Genomic DNA, 18,473 nt, shown 5'->3' on the forward strand with positions numbered 1-18,473 from the left:
GCGATGGGTGCTCGCCGTGACCTGGCCCGCTGCCGCGGGATCGCCGACAGGGTCGGCTCCCACCGGGCCATGATGGCTCCCTCTGATCCGAGCGCTGGCTCCCCGGTCCGGATTATGGCTCCCCAGGGGCTTTCGCCTCGATGGCCAGGGCGTGGATGCCGTCGGGCATCATCTCGGCAAGGGCCGCGTACACCATGCGATGCCGCTGGATCGGGTTCTTCCCGGCGAAGGCGGGGCTGACGATCCGGGCGAAGAAATGGCCCTTGCCCTCTCCCGAGTGACCCGCGTGCTTGTGGCCTTCGTCGATGACATCCAGCTGGACAGGGGCCAGGGCCTCGGTCAGCAGGGTGCGGATGCGTTCGACTTTCTCGATCGTCATGGCAGGGTCACGCGGAACGGGCGGACCGAAACCTCGCGGTAGACGCCCGCCTCCACATAAGGATCCGCATCCGCCCAGGCCTTCGCCGCGACAAGGTCGTCGAACTGGGCGACGATCATGCTCCCGTCGAAACCCGCCTCGCCCGGGTCCTCGGAGTCGATGGCCGGAAACGGGCCCGCCAGCTTGAGGCGTCCTTCATCGAGCAGGGCCTTCAACCGGGCGAGGTGCGCCGGACGCACCGCGAGACGCCTCTCCAGCGAATTCGGGTGGTCGAGGGCGACGATGGCATAGAACATGGAAATCTCCGGGTAACGAGGCCGGATCAGGCCTCGGGACGCATGGTCGGGAACAGCAGCACGTCGCGGATCGACGACGAGCCGGTCAGCAGCATGACGAGGCGGTCGATGCCCACGCCGAGGCCGCCGGTGGGTGGCAGGCCGACCTCGAGCGCGCGGATGTAATCGGCGTCGTAGTGCATGGCTTCGTCGTCGCCAGCGTCCTTGGCGTCCACCTGTGCCTGGAATCGCGCGGCCTGGTCTTCGGAATCGTTCAGCTCGGAGAAGCCGTTGGCGATCTCCTTGCCATTGATGAACAACTCGAAGCGGTCGGTGATGCCCTTGTCCGTATCGCTCTCGCGCGCCAGCGGCGAGACCTCGACCGGATGGTCGGTGATGAAGGTGGGCTGGATCAGGGTGTGCTCGACGGTGGCCTCGAAGACCTCCAGCAGCAGCTTGCCCCAACCGTACGATGGCTTCACGTGGATGCCCAGGCGCTTCGCGTGCGCTGCCATGGTCTCGCGGTCGCGCAGTTCGCCCGGCTTGATCTCGGGGTTGAGTTCGAGCACGGCGTCTTCCATGCGCCAGCGGCGGAACGCCGGGCCGAGGTCGACCGTGGCGCCATCCCATTCGATGACCGTGCCGCCGACCACGTCGGTGGCCGCGGAGCGGATCATGCCCTCGGTGATATCCATGATCTCGTGGTACGTGGCGTAGGCCTGGTACAGCTCGAGCATCGTGAACTCGGGATTGTGCCGCGTGGACACGCCCTCGTTGCGGAAGTTGCGGTTGATTTCGTAGACGCGGTCGAAGCCGCCGACGACGAGGCGCTTCAGGTAGAGCTCCGGCGCCACGCGCAGGAACAACGGGATATCCAGCGCGTTGTGGTGGGTGGTGAACGGACGCGCCGTGGCACCGCCGGGAATGACGTGCATCATCGGCGTTTCCACTTCCATGAAGCGGCGTGGCTCGGCTTCGAGCCAGCGGCGCACGTGGCTGATGATCTTCGAGCGCAGCGCGAACGTGCGGCGCGATTCCTCGGTGACGATGAGGTCGACGTAGCGCTGGCGATAGCGCTGCTCCACGTCGGCCAGGCCATGATGCTTGTCCGGCAAACCGCGCAACGACTTCGTCAACAGGCGGATAGCGTCGACCTTGACCGAGAGTTCGCCGGTCTTGGTGCGCATGAGCACGCCCGTGGCACCGACGATGTCGCCGAGGTCCCAGCGCTTGAACGTCTCGTAAGCGTCTTCACCCAGCGTGCCCTGGTGGACGAACAACTGGATGCGGCCCGTGCCGTCCTGCATCTGCACGAAGCTGACCTTGCCCTGCCCGCGCATGAGGATGATGCGGCCGGCGACGGCGACGCGGCGGGGCGAGGCCTCGATGGCCTCCGCGGTCCAGGTGTCCTTGTCGGCGAATTCGGCCTGGAGATCACCCGCGAAGCTGTCGACCTTGAAGTCGTTCGGATAGGCGATGCCCTGCGCGCGCAGCGCTTTCAGTTTCTCGCGTCGCTCGGCGATGAGGCGGTTCTCGTCGGCGGCGATGGCGGAGGCTTCGGCGTTGGCGTTTTCGGTCATGGCGTGGTCTGGCGGCTTCTTGGGTAGGAAACGGGGGGCGCTGGCGCGCCCCCGGCGTGGATCAGGCGTCGAGGCGTTTCGAACCGGCTTCGAGGCCGGCCTTGAGGCTGGCTTCCACGAATTCGTCGAGGTCGCCATCGAGTACCTTCTGCGTGTCGGAGCGTTCGATGCCCGTGCGCAGATCCTTGATGCGCGACTGGTCGAGCACGTAGTTGCGGATCTGGCTGCCCCAACCGATGTCGGACTTGGTCGCTTCCAGCGCGTCCTTCTCGGCATTGCGCTTCTGCACTTCGAGCTCGTACAGCTTGGCCTTGAGCATCTTCATCGCGCGGTCGCGGTTGGCGTGCTGGCTGCGTTCGGTCTGGCAGGCCACGACCGTATTGGTCGGAACGTGCGTGATACGCACGGCCGATTCGGTCTTGTTCACGTGCTGGCCGCCGGCACCGGACGAGCGGTAGACGTCGGTCCTGAGATCGGCCGGATTGATGTCGATCTCGATATCGTCGTCGACTTCCGGGGAGACGAACACCGAGGTGAAGCTGGTGTGTCGGCGGTTGTCCGAGTCGAACGGGCTCTTGCGGACCAGGCGGTGCACGCCGATCTCGGTCTTGAGCCAGCCGTAAGCGTAGTCGCCTTCGACGCGGAAGGTGGCGGACTTGATGCCCGCGACTTCACCCGCGCTGACTTCCATCAATTCGGTTTTCCAGCCGCGCGACTCGGCCCAGCGCAGGTACATGCGCAACAGCATTTCGGCCCAGTCCTGCGCTTCCGTGCCGCCGGCACCGGCCTGCACGTCGACGAAGGCGGCTGCCGAGTCGAGTTCGCCGGAGAACATGCGCTGGAATTCCAGCTTGCCTACGCGGGCTTCGACCTTGTTCAGGTCGGTGACGATCGACTGCACCGTGGCCTCGTCGCCATCGGCGGCGGCCATCTCGAGCAGTTCCTTCGAATCGTCGAGGGTGCCGGTCATCTCGTCGATGCCGGTGACGATGCCGTCGAGCTGGGCGCGCTCGCGGCCCAGTTCCTGCGCGCGCTTGGGATCGTCCCAGACGGTGGGGCTTTCCAGTTCGCGATTGACTTCTTCTAGGCGTTCTTTCTTGACAGGGTAGTCAAAGGTACCCCCTAAGCGACTCGACGCGGCCCCGGAGGTCCGCGATCTGCGCGAGGATCGGATTGGTCTCGATCATGGTTGGCATGCCTGGTGGTGCGGGCGCGGGGCGCGCCGGCTAAAGCGGTGAATTCTAACAAATCGGGGCGTTCACCGCATGGTTTGGAGGGTGCTTTCGCAAGCACCCTTCGCCGACAGGGTCGGTTCCCACCAGGCCTGGGCCGGGTTCTTACCGGGCTTCGGGTCGGGCTGGGCCTCGGGTCAGGCGGGCAAGGCCTCCTGGTGTACGCCGCGGACCGCGCGGCCCGAAGGATCGGCCGCCGCCGCGAAGGCGGGGTCCCAGGCCAGGGCCGCCGGTGACGAACAGGCGATCGACTTGCCGCCGGGCACCGTGGCGGCGCACGCCTCGCCGGGGAAGTGCTTCTCGAACAGCACCCGGTAGAAGAAGGCTTCCTTGGTGGCCGGCGTGTTGACCGGGAAACGGGCGGCAGCCGCGGCGAATTCGCGGTCGGAAACCATCTTTTCCGCGTGTGCCTTCAACCCGTCGATCCAGCCATAGCCCACGCCATCGCTGAATAGCTCCTTCTGCCGCCAGAGGATCGATTCCGGCAGCGCACCCTGGAAGGCCTCGCGCAGGATGCCCTTCTCGATGCCCCTGCGTGCCACCATCTTCGCTTCCGCGTCGAAGGACATGGCGGTCTCCAGGAACTCGGTGTCGAGGAAAGGCACCCGTGCCTCGACACCCCAGGCCGACATCGACTTGTTCGCACGCAGGCAATCGTAATAATGCAGCGCGTCGAGCTTGCGGATCGTCTCCTCGTGGAACGCGCGCGCCGAGGGCGCCTTGTGGAAATAGAGGTAGCCGCCGAACACCTCGTCCGAACCCTCGCCCGAGAGCACCATCTTCACCCCCATCGCCTTGATCCGCCGCGCAAGCAGGAACATGGGAGTGGAAGCGCGGATCGTGGTGACATCGTAGGTCTCGATGTGGCGGATCACTTCCGGCAGCGCGTCGAGGCCTTCCTCGAAGGTATAGCGGAATCCGTGGTGCACGGTCCCGAGCGCCTCGGCGGCGATCTCGGCGGCTTTCAGGTCCGGTGAACCTTCCAGGCCGATCGCGAAGGAATGCAGGCGTGGCCACCACGCCTCGCCCCGGTCGTCCTCCTCGATGCGACGGCGCGCGAACCCCGCGGCCACGGCGGCGACGAGCGACGAATCCAGGCCGCCCGAAAGCAGCACGCCATAAGGCACGTCGGTCATCATCTGCCGGTGCACGGCCGCCTCGAACGCGGCGCGCAACGCGGCGGGCTCGATCGACTTGCCGCGGGTCGCGTCGTAGTCGCGCCACTGGGGTGTCCAGTACGCCACCGGCTCGCCGCGCTCGCTGTCGTACACGTGCCCTGGCGGGAACGGGGCCACGTCGGCGCATACCCCCACCAGCGACTTCATCTCGGAGGCGACGCACAGGCGCCCTTCCCTGTCGTGTCCCCAATACAACGGACAAACACCGAGCGGATCGCGGGCGATGAGGAAACGTCGCTTGCCGGCGTCCCATAAGGCGAAGGCGAAGATGCCGTTGAGCTTGCCGAGGAAGCCGGCGCCTTCTTCGCGGTAGAGCGCATTGATCACTTCGCAGTCCGAGCCGGTGGTGAAGGCGTAATCGCTGGCGGCGCGCAGTTCGCGGTGGTTGTAGATCTCACCGTTGACGGCCAGCGCGAGATCGCCCTCGGGCGATCGCAACGGCTGCGCACCACTGGCGGGATCGACGATGGCAAGGCGTTCGTGGACGAGGATCGCGCCCTCGTCGACGTACACGCCGCTCCAATCCGGCCCGCGATGGCGCTGCCGTTGCGAAAGCTCCATCGCCCGCGTGCGCAGGGCGACCAGGTCGTCGCCGGCGGCGAGGCCGAACATCCCGAAGATCGAACACATGGACCTACTCTCCCGATGAGGAAAACGCGCAAAGAAAAAGGCCCGCCTGGTGAGGGCGGGCCTTCGGTGTATCCGGTGGTTTCACTTGCAACCGCCTACACGCCGACCCTCCCGAGGTTCCGGGCATTATTGGTATTGGCGTTATTGGCGGCGAGGCGAATCATGGGTCGACTAGAGCATGATCCGGAGCGTGATGCAAGCACCCATCGCCGCTGAAGCGGCTCCCACAAAAGCGGCTCCTACAAAAGGGGCTCCTACAAAGGCGGCTCCCACGAAGGCCGCATACGCTGCGGGAGCCGCACGCTTATCCTGTGGGAGCCGCTTCAGCGGCGATATCGGTCGAAGCAAAAGGCAAACGAGCCAGAATGAACACCCTGCTAGCCCTCGCCCTCATCTCCACCGGCCAACCCGCGCCAGCCTGGCTCGCCGGTGATTGGGAACCCTATAGCAACGCCTTCGTCGGCCTGCGCATGCTCAGCATCGGCAAGGACACCTTGAACTGGAAAGGCTGCAAGAACGTCCACTTCGACGTGCTAGAGTCCGAGGCCAACAGCGTGACGGTACGCCTGGCCCCCGGTAGCACGTGCTCGCTCGACGACGAACCGCCCACGCGCATGGACACGCTGCGCTTCACCCTGCGCGAAAATCGTTGCGACCTCGGCGTGAGCATATACGCCTCGCCCGAAGCGGCGAAGAAGAACACACCAGCGGCGGAAGGCCTCTACGGCAAGCCCAGGTGTCCCTCGGGCCCCGTCGGTCAGGCCGCCGCCAACCTCTCGACCACGACCCGATAAGCCTGCGCGGCGGAGGCCTCCGCCGCGTGCGCGAAATCGCGTACGCGCCACTGCCCGCCCACCATCACGTCACGCACTAGGGGCGTGTTCCCTGCGAACAGGAAGCTGTCCAGGACGTCCGCCTCCTCGCGCGCGGCGAGCAACGGCGAACGGTCGTCGAGGACGAGCAGGTCGGCACGCGCACCCGGGGACAAGCGCCCCACGTCGAGCCCCGCCGCGCGTGCGCCGCCCTGCAACGCACGCTGCCACAGGGCCGTACCCACGCTTTCTTCGGGACGCCGCGCCGCGACGTTGCGATGCCTCGTGATCAGGCGCTGCCCGTATTCGAGCCAGCGCAGTTCCTCGACCGGCGACACCGATATATGCGAGTCGGAGCCGATGCCGAAGGTACCGCCCGCATCGATGAAAGCCGCCAACGGAAACAACCCGTCGCCCAGGTTGGCTTCGGTGGTGGGACAGAGACCGGCGACCGCGCCGCTCTTGGCGAGCCGGTCGGTCTCGTGCGCGGTGAGGTGGGTCGCATGCACGAGCGTCCAGCGCGGGTCGATGTCAGCGTGGTCGAGCAGCCATTCGACCGGGCGTGCGCCACGCACGGCGAGGCAGTCCTGCACCTCGCCGATCTGTTCGGCGATGTGGATATGCACGGGAAGGCCACGTGCGATACCGGTGGCGAGCAACGCGCGCATGGCGTCCTCCGGCACCGCGCGCAACGAATGCAGCGCGATACCCAGGGTGAACATGTCGTCCTGCATCGGCGCCAGCCGTTCGAGAAGGCTGACGAACCCACCCACGTCGTGGCGGAACCGTTGCTGTCGCTCGTTCAGGGGACGGCCGTCGAATCCGCCGGTCATGTAAAGCACCGGCAACAGCGTAAGGCCGATGCCCGCCTCCTTAGCCGCTTCCATGAGTGCCAGCGACATGGCCGCGGGATCGGCATAGGGCACGCCGCGCGGGCCATGGTGCAGGTAATGGAATTCGCAGACCTGCGTGTAACCGGCCTTCACCATTTCCACGTAGAGCTGTGTCGCGATGGCCTTGAGGTCGTCGGGATCGATCGCTTCGGCGAACGCGTACATGGTTTCGCGCCACGTCCAGAAACTGTCCTCGCCGGGGCCACGACGCTCGGCCAGGCCGGCCATGGCGCGCTGGAACGCATGCGAGTGGAGGTTGGGCATGCCGGGGAGGACGAAGCGCCCCACTCGCCCGGCCTCCCCGGTGGCCACGGCGAAGCGCCGGCCGGCCACGGCGAGCGGAGCGTCCCCGCTGCGCCATGCGCCTTCCTGCCAGAAGAAGTCGGCGCTGAAGGCGGTGGTCGACATGGCGTGTCCTCGAGGGGGTGGATGCACGCATGGTACCAATCGCCGACAGGGTCGGCTCCCATCCGTGCATGGCGGGGCATAATGGGTGGATGAACGAGACGAACGCCGCACATCCCCCGAAGCTGCTGCTTCGCCTGGCGCGCCCCAGCGACGTGCCCGAACTGGTCGCCCTCACCGCCCGGGTATACACCGCGGAATGGGGCCATTCGGCGGAAATGCTGCAAGGCCAGCAGACGCATTTTCCCGAGGGCCAGTTCGTGGTCGAGTACGAGGGAAAGATCGTCGGCTTCTGCGCCACGTTCCGCATCAACGAGGCGCTGGCGCTCGCGCCGCACACCTGGATGCAGATCACCGGCGGTGGCTTCGCCTCGCGCCACGATCCCAAGGGCGATTGGCTCTATGGCATGGAAGTGGTGGTCCATCCCGATTACCGCGGCATGCGCATCGGCCAGCGGCTGTACCTGGCACGCAAGCGGCTGTGCACCGACCTCAAGTTGCGCGGCATCGTCTTCGGTGGCCGCATGCCCGGCCTCGCCCGCGCGATCGGCCGCTACGGCAGTGCCGAAGCCTATGTGCAGGCCGTGGTCGACGGCAGCCGGCGCGATCCCACGCTGAGTTTCCAGCTGCGCAACGGCTTCGAGGTCATCGGGCTGCTCCGCGAATACGTACCCTCCGACCATGAGTCGCTCGGATATGCGGCGCACCTGGTGTGGCGCAATCCGCACCTGCTCGACCAGCCCGACATGCCCCGCGTGTCGCAGAGCCACCGCCTGCCGGATTCGGTGCGCGTGGCATCGGTGCAATACCAGCAGCGGCGCATCCGTTCGTTCGAGGAATTCGCGACGCAGGTCGAGTACTTCGTCGACATCGCCGCGGACTACGACGCCGACTTCGTGGCCTTTCCCGAGTTGATCACGCTGCAGTTGCTCTCGATCGAGAACGCCGAGCTGTCGCCGGTGGATTCGATCCGCCGTCTTTCCGAGTACACCGACGAAGTCAAGGCGTTGTTCCACCGCCTCGCCGTCCACTACAACATCAACATCGTCGGTGGCTCGCATCCCACGCGCCAGCCCAACGGCGACATCCACAACGTCTGTTACGTCTGCCTGCGCGACGGCTCGATCCATGAGCGCGAGAAGCTGCACCCCACGCCCAGCGAACGCAATGTCTGGAACATCACCGGCGGCGATTCGGCGGCCACGATCCAGACCGACTGCGGCCCGATCGGCGTGATGATCTGCTACGACTCGGAGTTCCCCGAGGTGGCGCGCCACCTGACCGACCAGGGCGCGTTGATCCTGTTCGTGCCGTTCTGCACCGACGTGCGCGAGGGTTACCTGCGCGTGCGCTACTGCTCGCAGGCCCGCGCGATCGAGAACCAGTGCTACGTGGTCCTCTCCGGCAACGTCGGCAACCTGCCCGGCGTGAACAATTTCGACATCCAGTACGGCCAGAGCTGCATCCTCACGCCGAGTGACTTCCCCTTCGCGCGCGACGGCATCGCCGCCGACTCCACGCCGAACATAGAAACGGTGCTGTTCGCCGACCTTCGCCTGGAAAACCTCGCCCGCGCACGCAACTCCGGCGCGGTGCAGAACCTCAAGGACCGCCGCTACGACCTCTACCAGGTGCGCTGGACGCGCTCGACGGAGAGCCGATGAGTACGCCACCACCGGACGCACCGCCGCCGCGCGGCGCGGCCTCGCCGCTGGAGCGCCTTCGGGAGTTGGGCCGGCACGAGTGGTTGTCGCCACGGCAATGGCGCCGGCGCATCCTGTTCTGGGCTGGCGCCATCGTCGTCGGCCTCTCCGCGGTGCTTTTCGCCAAGGCGGCCGACTTCGCCTTCGAACTGTTCCGCCGTGTCGCGTCGCACGGGTGGTGGGTGCCGCTGCTGGTGACGCCGGCGATGTTCGCGTTGCTGTGCTGGCTGACCCAGGGCGCGCTGAAGGCCACGCGCGGCTCCGGCATTCCGCAGGCGATAGCGGCATTGAAAGTGGAAGACGAAAGCTTCCGTTCCCGCGTGCTTTCGCTGAAGGTCGCGCTGGGCAAGATGGCGCTTACGCTGGCCGCCTTGCTTGGCGGTGCCTCCGTGGGACGCGAAGGCCCCACCGTCCACGTCGGCGCGGGGCTGCTGTACTCGATGGGTCGTCGCTTCGGCTTCGCCGATCCCACGGCCGCGGGACGCTTCGTCCTGGCCGGATCGGCCGCCGGCCTGGCCGCCGCCTTCAATACGCCGCTGGCGGGCGTGGTGTTCGCCATCGAGGAAATGTCGGGCACGTTCGAACATCGCATGAGCGGCACCTTGCTCACGGCGGTGATCGTGGCCGGCGTGGTCTCGCTCGGCATCGTCGGCAACTACGCCTATTTCGGCGACATCACGGCCACCCTGCCACTCGGCCGCGCATGGATCGCGGTGCTGCTGACAGGCATCGTCGGCGGCCTGGCGGGCGGACTCTTCGCGCGCCTGATCGTCCCCGCGGCGGGAGGATTCCGCGGCGCGATGGGCCGCATAAGGGCGCGCCAGCCGGTCGTCTTCGCCGCCGCCTGCGGTCTCGCACTGGTGCTGCTCAGCCTGCTCAGCGCGAACGGCCTCTATGGCACCGGCTATGCCCAGGCACGCGACATCCTGCAAGGCCACGGCGACACCGGGCCGTTCTTCGGCGCGCTGAAGTTCCTCGGCAACATCGCCTCGTCGTGGGCGGGCATTCCCGGCGGCATCTTCTCGCCGGCTCTCGCCGTCGGCGCGGGCCTTGGCAGCAACATCGCCCACTTCCTGCCCGGCTCGGATGTGTCCTCGGTGGTCCTGCTCGGCATGGCCGCCTACCTGGCCGGCGTGACCCAGGCACCGCTCACCGCGGCGGTCATCTCCCTGGAACTGACAGCCAACCGGCAGATGGCCTTGCCGATCATGGCCGCGTGCCTGCTCGCCCGCGCGCTCTCCAGCCTCGTCTGCAGGGTGCCGGTCTACAAGGCGCTCGCCGAGAACCTGATCGCGCAGTACGAGGAAGAACGGATGCGACGGGACGCACCGTCCGCGAACGAAACGAGCGCTCACGCCAAACCCCTTCCGATGGAACCGCACACGCCATGACGCCGGACCAACGCTGGGATCACCTCCTGCTCGATGTCGGCCTCGCCACGCTGACCGACAACGGCGCGCCATACGGCGCCATCGAGGACGGCGCCATCGCATGGCGCGACGGCCGGATCGTTTTCGCCGGTCCGCGCGGGGAACTGCAGGACGAACCGCACGCCCTGGCGCACCGCGTCGAGTCCCTGCCCGGGACCTGGGTAACCCCGGGACTCATCGACTGCCACACGCACCTCGTGTTCGGCGGCGACCGGGCGCACGAATTCGAACGGCGGCTGGAAGGCGCGACCTACGAGGAGATCGCACGCGCCGGTGGTGGCATCGTCTCCAGCGTGCGCGCCACGCGCGCCGCCAGCGAGGACGGGCTGCTGCGCCAGTCGCTGCCCCGGGCCCGCGCGCTGCTGGCCGATGGGGTCACCACGCTCGAGATCAAGTCCGGCTACGGCCTGGAACCCGAGACGGAGCGACGCATGCTCCGCGTGGCCCGGCGCATCGGGAACGAACTCGGCGTGGAGGTGCGCACGAGCTTCCTCGGCCTGCACGCCTTGCCGCCGGAGTACGCCGGCCGACGCGACGAATACGTCGCGCTGGTCTGCGACATCATGCTGCCTTCGCTCGCCGCGGAGGAACTGGTCGATGCCGTGGATGCCTTCTGCGAGGGTATCGGCTTCACCCATGAGGAAACCCGGCGGCTGTTCGGGAAGGCCACGGAACTCGGTTTGCCGGTGAAGCTGCACGCCGAGCAGCTATCGGAACTCGGCGGGGCGGCACTGGTCGCGAGCTATGGCGGCCTCTCGGCCGACCACCTCGAATGGATCGGCGAAGACGGCGTGCGCGCCATGGCCGATGCCGGCACCGTGGCCGTGCTGCTACCCGGCGCCTACTATGCCTTGCGCGACACGCGCCCGCCCCCGGTCGATGCCTTCCGCCGCCACGGCGTGCCCATGGCCGTCGCCACCGACCTCAATCCGGGCACCTCGCCCCTGCTGTCCCTGCGCATGGCGATGGGCATGGCATGCACCCTCTTCCGCCTTACCCCCGAGGAAGCGTTGCGCGGCGCGACCGTGAACGCCGCGCGGGCCCTCGGCCTCGACGACCGTGGCCGCCTTGCCGTGGGCATGCGTGCCGACCTGGCGATCTGGAACGTCGGCCAGCCCGCGGAACTGTGTTACTGGATCGGCGGCGGCCTCCTCAGGGAGACCTGGATCGCCGGCGAGCGCACCACACGCTGACAGCCCGCGCACATTCGTCGCAAGTTTCCGAAAACTTCCATCGATCCGGAGGGACCCGGCACCTATCATCGATGTTGCCTTGGCGCTAGCCGCGCCGGCATCCAAGGATTGTCAGGAACATCGTTGAAGGGTTCATCGTCATCCCGCTCGCGGGATCGCCTCGTCGTCGCGCGCATCGCATGCCTCGTGCTCCTGGCATCCATCGCCGGCGCATGCGGCGACACGCGGGAAGAGGAAGAACAGCGTGCCCGGCATGCGCGGCAGATGCGCGATGTCGCACGCATGCTCGATGCCATGGAAGCATCCGAACCGGTGGACCTGGCGACGATCATGCAGGCACCCGTTCCCGACCTGCCGACCACCAGCCGGCGTGTCGCGACGCCATACGTGCACCCCCAACCACGCACCCGCGGCGGCTGGGTCATCACCGGCTGGCCATTCATCGCCCTCGGCGGAGCGGGCACCGGCACGGCCGCCATGTTGTTGCTGGCGATGTCGCGACGGCGTGCACGACAACGCATCGTCAAGAAGGCTCCATCCATCGCCAGCCATTTCGCCGACCGTCCATCCGAGCCACCTCCCGCGCAAACGCCACCCGTGTCGCCGGCCTGGGTATACAGGCGATCCGCCTACGAAACGCCGGACCTGCACATGATGGAGCAACCGGTGGACCTGCTCGTGCGGCCTTCTCCGGACGACGGTGCCGCCGTCGACGCCACCGCGCCGGCATCCAGCGTTCCACGAGGTGATTTGCGCGAACGGCTCTCCGCGGCGGACCCGCTGGCCGCGTTGCACCTGGTGGGCGACGAGCGTTTTCCCGATATCCGCCGCAGCGGGAAAACGAGCGACGCGGAACACGCCTGGGAAGACATCCTCGTTGCCCAGGCACGCCACGACGACGAGGATGCGCGGCTCGCGCGCTGGTTGCTGCCCGCCTTGCGCATGCATCGCGCACGCGACTTGCCGCAGCGCGACGCGGAGCGCCTGATCGTCGCGATCGAAGAAGACGCCGCCCGCGCCCTGGACGGCATGGACAGCGAGGAACGACCGCATGGCTTCGCGCGCTGGATCCGGTTCCGGCTGGCGCGCATCGGGCGCCTGTCCGGCGCCAACCGCCTGTTCGCCTCGCGAGACCTGCTGGCACGCCTCGCGCACGATCCTCGCTGCGACCATCCACTGGCCCTCGATGCCTGCATCGACGTCCAGCTCGCCTGGGCCTCGTGGTTGCTCGGCGCCGCCGCCGTGGCCCGCCTGGACGAAGCCGAGCGCTATTGCGACCGGCTCGCCGCCATCGGCCCGGATGCGACGACGCGCGCGTTGCGCAGGCGCGGCGAGACCTGGCTGCACCGCGCGAATACACGCAAGCCCGCGGAACGCCTGCCCGACCTCGAACGTGCGCAATCGTTGCTCGATGACGCGCATGCGCGACGTGCCGAAGCGGAAACCGCCTTGCTCGTCGCGTGCACCGCGCAGCGACGGGCACGCCTGCTTACCGCGGAGGAAGCGGCCGCGGCCTGCTCGCACGCCCTCCTCCACGCCTTCCTGGCGGAACACGACCCCGCGTGGCGCGTCGACGCACTGGCCTGCCGCCTGGAGATACAGCTGACGTATGAAGCCCTGCCCGAACACGCCGCGCAGGCAAGCGTCACCGCCGCGCTCGGCCGCAGCCTCGAAGCCGCGGGGCCGCTGCCCGCGTCCGCGCGCACCGCTGTCGCCGAAGCCCGGCTACGCGGCGGCGACCACGCCGGTGCCGCCGCGTGGTGCGAAGCCATCTGCCGCACGGATGCCCCCGACGACCGTGTCGTCCGGCTCTGGCGAGACGCCTGCCGCCGCTGGGCCGACGACCACGACCATGACGCCGCCGCGCTCGCGCGGTCGCTCCGCCACCTTGCCCTCGCCCGTTCCACCCTCTGAATCCACACGAGCCCCCATGAGCATGAAGCACGCCACGAACGACCCGATCCTGCCTTTCTGGCAGACCCGCTACGGCCTCGCCACCGCCGTCACGGTGAACAACGCGGTGGCGCGATCGCTGCAACTTTACGGCGAATGGGCCGAACACGAAGCCACGCTGCTGAGCGGGCTGATCGAGGAAGGCCAGACGATCCTGGAATTCGGCGGCGATTTCGCCGCGCACGCGTTGTGGATGGCGCAGGCGGTCGGTCCGCTCGGCCAGGTGCACGTGGCGGAACCACGCCGCATCCATTTCCAGCAGGTATGCGCGAACGTGGCGATCAACGGCCTCGACAACGTCTTCACCCATGCGGTGTGGCTGGGTCGCGGCAAAGGGCTGTCCTCGCTCGGCGGCTTGTTGCCCGGTACGCGCACGGACGCCGACGAAAAGGTTCGCATGGCGACCGTCGACAGCCTGCGGCTCGAAGCGTTGCACCTGCTCAAGGTGAACCAGCCAAACGCATTGGCCGACGTCCTCGCGGGTGCGACCGAGACACTGCGCACGCATCGCCCGCTGATCTATGCACGCCTTTCGGGCATGGACACCGCCGAGACCGAGGTCGCGGCGATCAAGGCGCTGGGTTACCGCGCGTGGTCACACGTGCCCTACCTGTACAACGCGGATAACCATGCGGGCATCGACGCGAACATCTTCCCGGGCCTGGTCCAGCAGAACGTGATAGCCGCACCGGCCGACAGCCGCTTCGAGTTCGCGGAACGATTGGAACTGTGATCACGAAAAAAGCCCCGCATCGCGGGGCTTTTCGTCTCACGCTACCGAAGACTCAGGCCTTCTTGCGCGGCGCGGCCTTCTTGGCGGCGGCTGGCTTGGCAGCGGCCGGCTTGGCCACGGCGGCGCCGGTCACGACGTCGATGTGCGGACGGGCATTGCCGTAGCTGGAACGGTAGATCTTGCCGCGACGGGTGCGGCGGTCGCCCTTGCCCATGGGAAACTCCTTGATTCGTAATGAGGGAGAGAAACGGCCGATCATCGTAGCAGCGGCTGCGTAAAGCGCAAGAGTGCCCGTTCAGTGAACGTGGCGGCCGTTCTCGCCACACCCTTCCCGCTCGTCGGGACAGGGGCCCGGATCGAACTGGACGGTGGCGTGCCCGACACGCCAGCGCTCGCTGAGCATGGCCTTGATCGCACCCAGCACCCGGGCCTGGTCGGACTGCCCGGTTCCGGGCGCCAGTTCCGCGTGCAGGGTGGCCATGCGCGAACCGGCGGTTACCTGCCAGACGTGCAGGTGATGGATATTGACGATGCCCGGATCGGCCGAATGCAGTTCGCGCTGCACGTCGGCAAGGTCGATGCCCTCGGGAATGCCTTCGAGCAGGATATGTCCCGAACGGCGCACCAGCGACCACGCACTGCGCAGGATCAAGAGCGAAACGAGCACCGAAAGCACCGGGTCCGCCCAGTTCCAGTCCAGCCAGCGCACCGCCAGCGCGGCCAGCACGGCGGCCACCGAGCCGAGCAGGTCGCCCAGGACATGCAGGCTGGCGCCGGCGATATTCACGTCGTCCGGGTCGTGGCCATGGAGGGTACGCAACACCACCATGTTGGCGACCAGGCCGAGGACGGCCACCACCAGCATGACGCCGGACAGGATCGGCTGCGGCGAAAACAGCCGCTGGATCGCTTCGAACACGATGAAGGCGACCAGGGCGAACTGGGTGAGCGCGTTGACGAAGCCGGCCAGCACTTCGATGCGCCCGTAACCATAGGTGCGGCGCGCATCGGCCGGGCGCGCCGCGAACCTCGCACCGAGGAATGCCAGCAACAGCGCCAGCGCGTCGACCAGCATATGCCCTGAATCCGCCAGCAGCGCCAGCGAACCCGACCATACGCCGCCGACCGCCTCCGCGATCAACATCACGGTGGTCAGGACAAAGGCGAACAGCAGCTTGCGCTCGTTCCCGCCCTCGGCGTGATCGTGCACGTGTCCATGGGCATGGACGTGCGAATGGGCGTGATCGTGTGACATGGGGCGAAGGCTAGGTAATCCGGCGGCGGTTACACAATCACGGGTGCGCGCAGGACGGCCCATGGATATGCCCGGCATGGCCACTGCGATCGACCTTCAGGTTGACGAAGTGCGCGGCGGCGACGAGGAAACCACCGCAGGTCACCAGCACGCTATGCACGAACAACGAATTGCCATGCAGGAAGGTGACGCCGAGTAGCAGGAGCACCAGGCCCGGGACGGCCAGGACCAGCGGCAAGCGTCGGCGATGGCGGCGGAACCCGGACAAGAGCGCCACGCTGGCCAGCAGGCAGGCGAAGACGACGAAGCCGGCTTCGAAGCGATGGTCGGCCAGGAACGACAGTCCCAGCACCGGCAGCAACGCGATGACGAAGGGCAGCGCCGCGCAATGGATCGCGCACAGGAACGAGGCCGTCGCGCCGAGTCGATCGGCGGCGTGCCACCAGCGGCGGCGGACTTCAGGGGCGACGGACGGATCGGTCATGGGGGACATAGCGTGACTAGTTGCACAGGTCGAGGCAAGTGATGATACTTTATAACATTGCGAAACCCAACCGGAGTTCCACCCGATGCGCCGAACCTTCCTTGCCCTGACCATCGCCGCCACCTGCGGCGCGGCCCTGCCCGCCATGGCCGACGACACGACCCAGGACGCCACGGCCCCTGCCGTGGACGCCAAGGAGGCCCCGGGCAAGAGCCGCAAGAACGCCGAGAAGCTCGACGGGATCGTGGTCAACGCCGTGCCCCTGGGCCAGAACGCGGACCAGATCGTGGCGCCCGTGGCCGTGCTGGCGGGGTCGGCGCTCGACGACGCCAAGGGTGTCTCGCTGGGCGAAACGGTGTCCTCCATTCCAGGCGTGCAGAGTTCCGCGTTGGGAACCGCCGTGGGCCGCCCGGTGATCCGTGGCCTGGACGGCCCGCGCGTCGCGGTGCTGGAGAACGGCCTGTCGTCGCAGGACGTCTCCAACGTGAGCCAGGACCACGCGGTGACGCTGGAACCTTTCCTCGCCGACCAGATCGAGGTGCTGAAGGGCCCCGCCACCCTGCTCTATGGTTCGGGCGCGATCGGCGGCGTCGTGAACGTCGTCGATGGCCGCGTTCCGGAGAAGGCGCCCGACAACGGTTTCGCGGGACGCGCCGAACTACGCCACGATTCCGTCTCCGATGGCCATACCGGCCTGCTCCGCCTCGATGCGGGCAACGACAAGTTCGCCATCCATGTCGACGGCATGCGCCGGGACAACGAGGACTACGACATCCCCGGTGGCACCCTCGCCAACAGCGCGGTGAAGACCACCTCCGGCTCGGTCGGCGCATCGTTGCTCGGCTCGTGGGGTTATGTCGGCTTGTCCGTCTCGCGTTTCATGGATCTCTACGGCAGCCCCGCCGAACCCGGCGATCCGGCCGAAGGCGAAGATCCCGTCCACATCAAGATGGCGCAGACCAACTACACGCTGAAAGGCGGCCTCGTGCAGCCGATCGACGGCATCAGCAAGGTCGAATTCAGTCTCGGCCATGGCGCGTACCAGCATGTGGAATTCGAAGGCGACGTGCCGGGCACCACCTTCTCGACCAACAGCAACCAGGGTCGCCTCGTCGTCACGCACGACCCGCTCGGCGGATGGGAAGGCGCGTTCGGCGTGCAGACCCAGCACCGGCAGTTTTCCGCCGTGGGCGAGGAAACCTTCGTCCCGCCCACGGTCACCGATGGTGTCGGCGTCTTCCTCACCGAACAACGCGAGTTCGGCCCGGTGAAGGTCGAACTCGGTGCGCGTCACGACAAGCAGAGCGTCGATCCGGAGAACGGTCCCAAGCGCGACTTCAGTCCGAACAGCTTCTCCGCAGGCGTCGCCTGGCGCTTCGCCGAACAGTGGCACCTGTCGTTGAACCTCGACCACGCCGAGCGCGCGCCGTCCGAGGAAGAACTCTTCGCCAACGGGCCACACGCGGCATCCAACACGTTCGAGATCGGCAGCGACCTGGGCAAGGAAAAATCCAACCAGGCGGAACTCGGCCTGCACTTCCATGGCGATGTCGTCGAAGGCAAGGTCGCCGTGTACTACAACAAGTACAAGAACTTCATCTATCTCGCCGACACGGGCGAAGTGGAAGACGATCTTCCCGTGCGCATCTGGTCGCAGAACGATGCGACGTTCCGCGGCGCGGAGGCCGAGGCCACGTTCCACTTGTCGAAGGGCCCGTCCGGCAACTGGGACCTGCGCGTCTTCGGCGATACCGTGCGCGCGACGCTCGCCGACGGCGGCGGCAACGTGCCACGCATCCCGGCCGGCCGCATCGGCTCCACGCTGAGCTGGAGCGCCGACAGCCTGCGCGCCAGCCTCGGCGCGGTGCGCTACATGAAGCAGGACAAGATCGCGGCGTTCGAAACGGATACGGCGGGTTACACGCTGGTCAACGCGCACTTCGCCTGGACCTTCGTCAACGACGACCGCAGCCAATGGGAAGCCTTCGTCGACGGCAACAACCTCACCAACCAGACCGCGCGTCCCGCCACGTCGTTGTTCAAGGACGTGGCGCCGCTCCCCGGTCGCAACGTTTCGGTAGGCGTCCGCGCCTACTTCTGAGTTCCCGGTCTCCCTGCCCCTCCTCCCTCCCCGGGGCGGCCGGTAGCGAAGTGGGGGGCCCACCTGGGCGCCCCACGTTTTTTGGCAGGAGCCGACCCTGCAGCGATCCTGCGGCGGCGGGCCGGTTGCATGCACGGCTCGGCTTCGCCCTCGCGTTCGCCGTGTGCGGCGAGGGGAGCTGCCGGGCGCCACCCTCGGCGCGACGGTAGTCGCCGTCCCTTGGGCAAGGATGCCGCT

Annotated in this window: 16 protein-coding genes; 7 read left to right on the forward strand and 9 right to left on the reverse strand. The window is 67.4% G+C overall.

Annotated features, from left to right (window positions below; genetic code table 11):
* Window positions 1-112 precede the first annotated feature (112 nt).
* From ACR9ZJ_RS14500 to asnB, 5 genes are all read right to left on the reverse strand, one after another.
* Window positions 113-373 carry a BolA family protein gene (locus ACR9ZJ_RS14500; protein WP_426287884.1) on the reverse strand — a complete coding sequence of 87 codons (261 nt, stop codon included), beginning with the start codon at window positions 371-373 and terminating at the stop codon, window positions 113-115.
* Between the two features lie 2 nt (window positions 374-375).
* Complete coding sequence (locus ACR9ZJ_RS14505) at window positions 376-675, reverse strand: YciI family protein (RefSeq protein WP_481280823.1); 300 nt, start codon at window positions 673-675, stop codon at window positions 376-378.
* A gap of 26 nt (window positions 676-701) precedes the next feature.
* Window positions 702-2,234, reverse strand: coding sequence for a lysine--tRNA ligase (lysS, locus tag ACR9ZJ_RS14510; protein ID WP_481288141.1), 1,533 nt, complete (start codon window positions 2,232-2,234; stop codon window positions 702-704).
* Between the two features lie 61 nt (window positions 2,235-2,295).
* Window positions 2,296-3,421, reverse strand: a protein-coding gene (prfB, locus tag ACR9ZJ_RS14515; protein ID WP_481280825.1) for a peptide chain release factor 2 whose coding sequence is annotated in 2 segments (ribosomal slippage) — window positions 2,296-3,345 and window positions 3,347-3,421 — 1,125 coding nt in all. Because the reading frame shifts where the segments join, the coding sequence is not laid out codon by codon here.
* A 182-nt stretch (window positions 3,422-3,603) separates the two neighbouring features.
* Complete coding sequence (gene asnB / locus ACR9ZJ_RS14520; protein ID WP_481288142.1) at window positions 3,604-5,274, reverse strand: asparagine synthase B; 1,671 nt, start codon at window positions 5,272-5,274, stop codon at window positions 3,604-3,606.
* Between the two features lie 365 nt (window positions 5,275-5,639).
* Between asnB and ACR9ZJ_RS14525 the strand changes: the two genes are divergently transcribed.
* Complete coding sequence (locus ACR9ZJ_RS14525) at window positions 5,640-6,068, forward strand: hypothetical protein (RefSeq protein ID WP_481288143.1); 429 nt, start codon at window positions 5,640-5,642, stop codon at window positions 6,066-6,068.
* On the opposite strand, the gene ACR9ZJ_RS14530 is transcribed toward ACR9ZJ_RS14525, so the two are convergent.
* A complete protein-coding gene (locus ACR9ZJ_RS14530) occupies window positions 6,032-7,387 on the reverse strand; it encodes a formimidoylglutamate deiminase (RefSeq protein WP_481280828.1) in 1,356 nt (451 codons plus the stop codon). The two genes, ACR9ZJ_RS14525 and ACR9ZJ_RS14530, sit on opposite strands and share 37 nt — an antisense overlap.
* Before the next feature lie 89 nt (window positions 7,388-7,476).
* Between ACR9ZJ_RS14530 and ACR9ZJ_RS14535 the strand changes: the two genes are divergently transcribed.
* The 5 genes from ACR9ZJ_RS14535 (at window position 7,477) to ACR9ZJ_RS14555 (ending at window position 14,396) form a co-directional block, all read left to right on the forward strand.
* Window positions 7,477-9,048 carry a GNAT family N-acetyltransferase gene (locus tag ACR9ZJ_RS14535; protein WP_371024980.1) on the forward strand — a complete coding sequence of 524 codons (1,572 nt, stop codon included), beginning with the start codon at window positions 7,477-7,479 and terminating at the stop codon, window positions 9,046-9,048.
* Window positions 9,045-10,478 (forward strand): chloride channel protein, encoded by a 1,434-nt coding sequence (locus ACR9ZJ_RS14540; protein ID WP_481288144.1) that lies wholly within the window; start codon window positions 9,045-9,047, stop codon window positions 10,476-10,478. The genes ACR9ZJ_RS14535 and ACR9ZJ_RS14540 overlap by 4 nt, the downstream gene beginning before the upstream one ends.
* Window positions 10,475-11,710 (forward strand): imidazolonepropionase, encoded by a 1,236-nt coding sequence (hutI, locus tag ACR9ZJ_RS14545; protein ID WP_481288145.1) that lies wholly within the window; start codon window positions 10,475-10,477, stop codon window positions 11,708-11,710. The genes ACR9ZJ_RS14540 and hutI overlap by 4 nt, the downstream gene beginning before the upstream one ends.
* A gap of 123 nt (window positions 11,711-11,833) precedes the next feature.
* Window positions 11,834-13,624: a hypothetical protein gene (locus ACR9ZJ_RS14550; RefSeq protein WP_481288146.1), complete on the forward strand. Its 1,791-nt coding sequence runs from the start codon at window positions 11,834-11,836 to the stop codon at window positions 13,622-13,624.
* A gap of 16 nt (window positions 13,625-13,640) precedes the next feature.
* Window positions 13,641-14,396, forward strand: coding sequence for a class I SAM-dependent methyltransferase (locus ACR9ZJ_RS14555; protein ID WP_481288147.1), 756 nt, complete (start codon window positions 13,641-13,643; stop codon window positions 14,394-14,396).
* A gap of 52 nt (window positions 14,397-14,448) precedes the next feature.
* Here the strand turns inward: ACR9ZJ_RS14555 and ACR9ZJ_RS14560 are convergent, their stop codons facing one another.
* The 3 genes from ACR9ZJ_RS14560 to ACR9ZJ_RS14570 form a co-directional block, all read right to left on the reverse strand.
* Window positions 14,449-14,610, reverse strand: coding sequence for a 30S ribosomal protein THX (locus ACR9ZJ_RS14560; protein WP_306847696.1), 162 nt, complete (start codon window positions 14,608-14,610; stop codon window positions 14,449-14,451).
* 81 nt (window positions 14,611-14,691) lie between these two features.
* On the reverse strand, window positions 14,692-15,651 hold the full coding sequence (locus ACR9ZJ_RS14565) for a cation diffusion facilitator family transporter (RefSeq protein ID WP_481288148.1): 960 nt from the start codon (window positions 15,649-15,651) through the stop codon (window positions 14,692-14,694).
* 37 nt (window positions 15,652-15,688) lie between these two features.
* Window positions 15,689-16,135: a MerC domain-containing protein gene (locus ACR9ZJ_RS14570; RefSeq protein ID WP_481288149.1), complete on the reverse strand. Its 447-nt coding sequence runs from the start codon at window positions 16,133-16,135 to the stop codon at window positions 15,689-15,691.
* Between the two features lie 85 nt (window positions 16,136-16,220).
* Between ACR9ZJ_RS14570 and ACR9ZJ_RS14575 the strand changes: the two genes are divergently transcribed.
* Window positions 16,221-18,236: a TonB-dependent receptor domain-containing protein gene (locus tag ACR9ZJ_RS14575; RefSeq protein ID WP_481288150.1), complete on the forward strand. Its 2,016-nt coding sequence runs from the start codon at window positions 16,221-16,223 to the stop codon at window positions 18,234-18,236.
* Window positions 18,237-18,473: the final 237 nt, after the last annotated feature.

This window comes from Luteibacter sp. KNZ12-1A (genome assembly GCF_056755675.1).